Annotated in this window: 5 protein-coding genes; 2 read left to right on the forward strand and 3 right to left on the reverse strand. The window is 71.5% G+C overall.

Annotated elements, in window-relative coordinates; translation table 11 throughout:
• Window positions 1–57: 57 nt before the first annotated feature.
• Entirely contained in the window at window positions 58–237 is a 180-nt protein-coding gene (locus tag AB0J67_RS38780) for a hypothetical protein (protein ID WP_363490435.1), read from the forward strand.
• 213 nt (window positions 238–450) lie between these two features.
• Window positions 451–1,782 carry a PHB depolymerase family esterase gene (locus AB0J67_RS38785; RefSeq protein ID WP_363490437.1) on the forward strand — a complete coding sequence of 444 codons (1,332 nt, stop codon included), beginning with the start codon at window positions 451–453 and terminating at the stop codon, window positions 1,780–1,782.
• Between the two features lie 55 nt (window positions 1,783–1,837).
• On the opposite strand, the gene AB0J67_RS38790 is transcribed toward AB0J67_RS38785, so the two are convergent.
• From AB0J67_RS38790 to AB0J67_RS38800, 3 genes are all read right to left on the reverse strand, one after another.
• Window positions 1,838–2,542: a polysaccharide deacetylase family protein gene (locus tag AB0J67_RS38790; protein ID WP_363490439.1), complete on the reverse strand. Its 705-nt coding sequence runs from the start codon at window positions 2,540–2,542 to the stop codon at window positions 1,838–1,840.
• Window positions 2,543–2,990: 448 nt separating this feature from the next.
• Window positions 2,991–4,178 carry an endo-1,4-beta-xylanase gene (locus tag AB0J67_RS38795; protein ID WP_363490441.1) on the reverse strand — a complete coding sequence of 396 codons (1,188 nt, stop codon included), beginning with the start codon at window positions 4,176–4,178 and terminating at the stop codon, window positions 2,991–2,993.
• Window positions 4,179–4,441: 263 nt separating this feature from the next.
• A partial coding sequence (locus AB0J67_RS38800; RefSeq protein ID WP_363490443.1) for a family 43 glycosylhydrolase occupies window positions 4,442–5,824 on the reverse strand: 1,383 nt, incomplete at its 5' end.

Genomic DNA, 5,824 nt, shown 5'->3' on the forward strand with positions numbered 1-5,824 from the left:
GTAGCCGCGCGATCCGGGTGAGCACCTTCGCGGCCAGGGTCAGCGACGGCAGCGACCATGCGCCGGTCGCCGAGCGCGTACGCGCAGCTGGTGGCGGCCGAGTCGGCGGCGCTGCCGGACGGGCCGCTGCCCGAGCTGATCAGCTTCGGCCACTACAGCGGGGCGAGCCCGGCCGCCGCGCAGCGGTGTAGGTGGTCCGGGCGAGGTTGCCGTTCGTCGCCGGCGGGGTGCCGTTAGGCGCAAAGTCGCGCCCAACGCATCGATAGGCGCTGGTTGGTCGGCGGCCCGGCCTTAGGCTCCCCGGCGGGAGCCGAACGGACCGCACCGGGACAGCGGCCGTCGTCATCTGCCGAGGGCACCTCGCCGCGTCACGCGCGAGGACGGCAGGGCTCGTCCGCGCGGGCGCGGCAACCCGTCCCGCCTGCGCACCGTTTCGAGGAGCGGAAGCTCATGAAGCCACGCAAGGCTCTCTACGCACTGTGGTCGGCGGTGGCGGCCGTCATCGCGGCCGCGGTGGTGATGGTGGCGTCGCCGGCGGCGCAGGCCGCCACGCTGACCGAGGTCACCAACTTCGGCGCCAACCCCGGCAACCTGCGCATGTACCTCTACGTCCCGAACAACGTCGCGCCGCGGCCGGGCCTGCTGGTGGCGGTGCACTACTGCACCGGCAGCGGGCCGGCGTTCTACAGCGGCTCGGACTTCGCCCGCCTGGCCGACCAGTACGGCTTCATCGTCGTCTACCCGTCGGTGACCGCCAGCGACGGCTGCTTCGACGTCGCGTCCAGCGCCACGCTCACGCACAACGGCGGCGGCGACTCGCTCAGCATCGTGTCGATGACCAAGTACGTGCAGCAGAACTACAACGCCGACCCGAACCGCACGTACGCCACCGGCGTCTCCTCCGGCGCGATGATGACCAACGTGCTGCTGGGGGCGTACCCGGACGTCTTCAAGGCGGGCTCGGCGTTCGCGGGCGTGCCGTTCGCCTGCTTCGCCGGGTCGAGCAAGTGGAACAGCCAGTGCGCGCAGGGGCAGCTCTCGCGGACCGCGCAGGCATGGGGTGATCTGGTGCGCAACGCGTACCCGGGGTACACCGGGGCGCGGCCGCGGATGCAGCTGTGGCACGGCACCAACGACGAGATCCTGCACTACAACAACTTCGGCGAGGCGATCAAGCAGTGGACCAACGTCCACGGCCTGAGCCAGACCCCGACGTCCACCGACACCCCGCAGTCGAACTGGACCCGGACCCGCTACGCCAACGGCTCCGGCCAGGTGATGGTCGAGGCGGTCAGCATGGCGAACACGTCGCACAACCTGCCGGTGCAGGCGGCCTCGGCGATCGCGTTCTTCGGCCTGAACACCACGCCGCCGTCGCCGTCGGCCTCGGCGTCGCCGTCGCGGCCGCCGTCGCCGAGCCCGTCGGTGTCGGCCAGCCCGTCGCCGTCGCAGCCGCCGTCGCCCAGCCCGTCCACCCCGCCGCAGCCCGGCGGCTGCTCCGCGACGTTCACCATTGCCAGCTCGTGGGGCGCCGGGTACGTCGCGGCGGTGCGGGTGACCGCGGGTTCGTCGGCGATCAACGGCTGGCGGGTCACCCTGCCGCTGCCGTCGGGCAACACCGTGGTGAACTCGTGGAACGGCCAGTTCAGCGGCACGACGGGCACGGTCCAGGTCACCAACCTGGCCTACAACGGCAGGCTCAACGCGGGTGGTTTCACCGAGTTCGGCTTCCAGGCCAACGGCTCGGCGCCGAACCCGGCCCTGACCTGCACCGCGCTCTGACAAATCAGCGGCGCCGCTCCGCGTCCCGCGGTGCGGCGCCGCGCTCGGGTGGTGGTCAGCAGCCTTCGGGGAGGGTGAAGCGCCAGCGCTGCGCCTTCAGGATCGGGATGACCCGGTCGACGGCGTCGACGGTCTGGCTGCGGTCGCCGCCGCCGTCGTGCATCAGCACCACCGCGCCGGGCGTGACGCCCTCCAGCAGGCGGCGGGCGAGCTCGTCGGTGCCCGGCGGCTCCCAGTCGGCGATGGCCAGCCGCCAGCCCAGCGGCCGCATCCCCAGCGACGCGGCGATCTCGGGCGTCTGCCCCCAGGCGCCGTACGGCGCGCGGAAGTACGGGATGCGGGCGTGCGGGACGGCGCGGCGGATGGCGGCGCTGGTCTGCGCCAGGTCGGCCCGGACCTGCTCTGGCGTCAGCGCGCTCAGATCGTCGTGGCGCATGCTGTGGTTGCACAGCGTGTGCCCGGCGGCGGCGATCCTGCGCACCACGTCGGGGTGCTGCTCGACGTGCTCGCCCCACAGGCAGAACACGGCCTTGACGCGGTGCGCGCGCAGCACGTCGAGCAGGCGCAGGGTGTCGGCCGGGTTGGGCCCGTCGTCGAAGGTGAAGCTGACGACGTTGCCGTGGCCGCGGGCGGTGTCGATGATGTCGGCGCTGACGGCGGGCTCGGCCTGGGCGGTGCCGGCGGTGCCGAGGGCGAGGCCGACGGCGCTGAGCGCGACGGCCAGCCGCGGGACGCGGCGGGTCAGGGCGTACGAGGACATGCGCTGGCCTTTCGGGTCGGGGCGCCGAAGCGAGGGGCGGAGCCGGTCCGTCCGAACGGAACTCCATCGGCGCAGGTCATTGTCCGCAGCGCGTTTCCGCAGCGTCAACAACTTCCGGAAAGTTTCATCGCCATGCGTGCGGCCGAGGATCGGAGGGTGTTGTCCGGCAATGCTGATCGTGCACCATTTTGGATGGATGGCCGGGAGAAGAAGCTCCGAGAGTTTTCCGAAAGTCATTGACGTGACTTGATGGCAGGCGAAATACTGCGGTCGCGTCCGGGCCTTCCGAGGGGCCCGGCGACGGCGGGTGGCGCGACATGGGTGGTCGGCGGAGTAGGGCCGTCCGGTCGCACCCGCACCGCCCGGCGTCACGCCTCATCCGGGGGCGGAGCAGAAAAGGGGCCGGCCCACCCGACGGCGGACCGGCCCCCCTCTCACCGCGCGCCGGTCACCGGCGCGGCTTCTGCGGGATGCGCGGCAGCACGTACGGCGCCCCGAGGTAGATCAGGTCGGCCTTCATCAGGTTGTACGCCCGCTTGGGCTGGTAGTTCTCGTCGTAGATGTTGGCCAGGCCCTCGTTGCCGAACCAGTTCGGCACCCACGAGTACTTGTCGGTGAAACCCCACACGGTGAACGACAGGCAGTGCCGGTCGGCCAGGCAGGCCTGCAGCAGCACGCTGTAGTTCGCCGCCGACGCCTGCAGGCGCGGGTTGATCTCGTTGGAGTCCCCGTTCTCCACCGCCTCGGTGATCTGGCTGCGCACGTCCACCTCGGTGAACGCGGTGGCCAGGCCCAGCCCGGCGAACTTCTTCAGCGCCGCGGCGACCTGCAGCGTGTCGTAGTTGCCGTACTGCGTGCCCAGGTGGCCCTGGCTGCCGACGCCGTCGATCGGCACGCCGGCCGCCCGCAGGCCCTTGGCCATGTCGTACACGAACTGGGTCTTGTCGTTGGCCGGGTCGCCCGAGCCGAACGCCTCGATGTTGTAGTCGTTGTAGAACAGCAGTGCCTTCGGGTCGGCGGCACGCGCCCAGCGGAACGCGTCGGCGACGTAGTCCGGGCCCAGGTGCTGCGCCCAGAAACCCTTGTAGTGCAGGGTCGGCGGGTTGTCCCACGGGTCGCTGACGGCCTCGTTGACCACGTCCCACTGCCAGATCTTGCCCTTGAAGTGGGTGACCACGTTGGTGATGTGGTTGCGCAGGATGTCGCGCAGCTCGGCGGTGCTGATCGAGCCGTCGGCGACGCCGCTGGTCAGCCAGCCCGGGAGCTGGTTGTGCCACACCAGCACGTGACCGCGCACCCGCTGCCGGTTCTGCTTGGCGAAGGCGATGAGCTCGTCGGCCGGGCCCCAGTTGTAGGTGCCGCGGGTGGGCTCCAGGCTCTCCCACTTCATCACGTTCTCCGCGGTGACCGTGGAGAACTCCGAGGCGGCCAGCTCGCGGTAGCGCGGGTCGGCGGCGTCGTTCAGCGCGGCCATGTCGACCGCGGTGCCGATGTAGAGGTCGTGGCGCATGCCGAGGGTGCGCAGGCTCTGGCTCGCCGGGTCCGGCTGGTGGCCCGCCGTGGCGGGCACGGAGTTGAGCGCGCCGGCCGTCGCGAGGGCGACCACGCCGGTGGCCATCCACCGTCTGAGCTTCATGTGCGTTCCTTCCGTGAGGGGCGGTCGACGGACGTCGACGAGGGTGCACGGGGGATTGCGTGGTGCGTCGGTGTCGCGGACCGCGATCGCGAGACGGGGCGATCCGGTCCGATCGGGAGCGACGCCGAGAGTTCCGGTCGTTGTTCCGTAACTACGCCGGAACGTTACGGTGACCGATGTGGGCAGTCAACCACGAGAACTTCCGGAAATGCCTTGCCGGTACGGGTGACGCGGGCGCGCCACGGCGTCGAAAGTTTCATCACTCAGTGCTCGAGGTAGGTGGCGTGGTCGAAGTCGGCGTACACGCCGTCGTTGCCCAGGTCCTGCACCCACAGGCCGAGGAAGGCGCCGGTGAAGCCCCAGGCCGCGGGCTCGCCGTCGATGATCAGGGCCGCGTGCTCGTCGGACAGGATCGTCGCGTCCAGCTCCACCGGCAGCTCCTGCCAGCCGTCGCCGAGGTCGTAGGCGAAGCGCACCACGGGCCCGTCGTACACCGCGCGCAGCCCGACCCGCGACGCCGTGCCCGCGTCGACGGTCAGGTCCGGGTACGCCTTGCGCCGGCCGCTGTCCGCGCTGAGCAGCTCCAGCACCACCCGGCCGTCGTCGGCGCGGGTCAGGTAGAGGTAGTACCAGTTCAGGGTGTTGTAGTACGCGGTGATGCCGGCCAGGTGCCGGTGGTCGCCCGGCGCGAACTCGACGACCGTCTCCAGCGAGCAGCGCTCGGCGCCGACCCGGCGCGCGACCAGGCTCGGGGTCTGCTTGCCGACCGGTGACTGCCCGCCGTGCACGCGCAGGTGCGACGGGCGCGAGCACAGGTCCAGCCAGTCCTGGGCGGCGGGCCGGCGCAGCGTCGACCAGCAGGTGGCCAGCTGCGGGGCGTCGAAGTGGTCGGTGGCGGGCTCGTCCGGCCACGGGTGGGCGGGCAGGTCCGGGGCGGGGAACTCGTCGGCCGGGATGCCGCCGGCGATGCTCGGCCAGCCGCCCGGCGACCAGTCCACCTTCTGGATCGCGGTCTCCCGGCCGAGCACGCAGTTGCCGCGCGGGCTGTACGGGCGCCCGACCAGGTGCGCCAGGTACCACTCGCCGCGCTGGGTCTGCACCAGGCTGCCGTGGCCCGCCTTCTGCAGCCGCAGGTCGGGGCGGTCGACGGAGGTGAGCAGCGGCCCGATCGGGTCGACCTCGTAGGGGCCCAGCAGGTTGCGGGAGCGGGCGACGGTGACCTGGTGCTCCCAGCTGGTGCCGCCCTCGGCGGTGACCAGCCAGTACCAGCCGTCGTGGCGGTAGAGGTGCGGTCCCTCGGTCAGCCCGGCCGCGGTGCCGGTGAAGATGATCTGCGCGTTGCCGACCAGCTGCCGCTTGTCGCGGTCGTAGCGCTGGATCTCGATCCCGCCGAACCGGTCGCGGCCGGGCCGCCAGTCCGCGCTCATCGACAGCAGCCAGGTGGACCCGTCCTCGTCGTGGAACAGGGCGGCGTCGAAGCCGTGGGAGTGCAGCCGGACGGGGTCGGACCAGGGGCCGGTGATGTCGGGTGCGGTGGTGAGGAAGTTCTGAGGGTCCCAGTAGCCGCTGGCGAAGCTGGCGACGTCGCTGTAGACGAGGTGGAACAGGCCGTCGTGCCAGGTGAGGTCGGGTGCCCAGACGCCGTT

The sequence above is a fragment of the Catellatospora sp. NPDC049609 genome, from assembly GCF_040675365.1.
Classification (GTDB): domain Bacteria; phylum Actinomycetota; class Actinomycetes; order Mycobacteriales; family Micromonosporaceae; genus Catellatospora.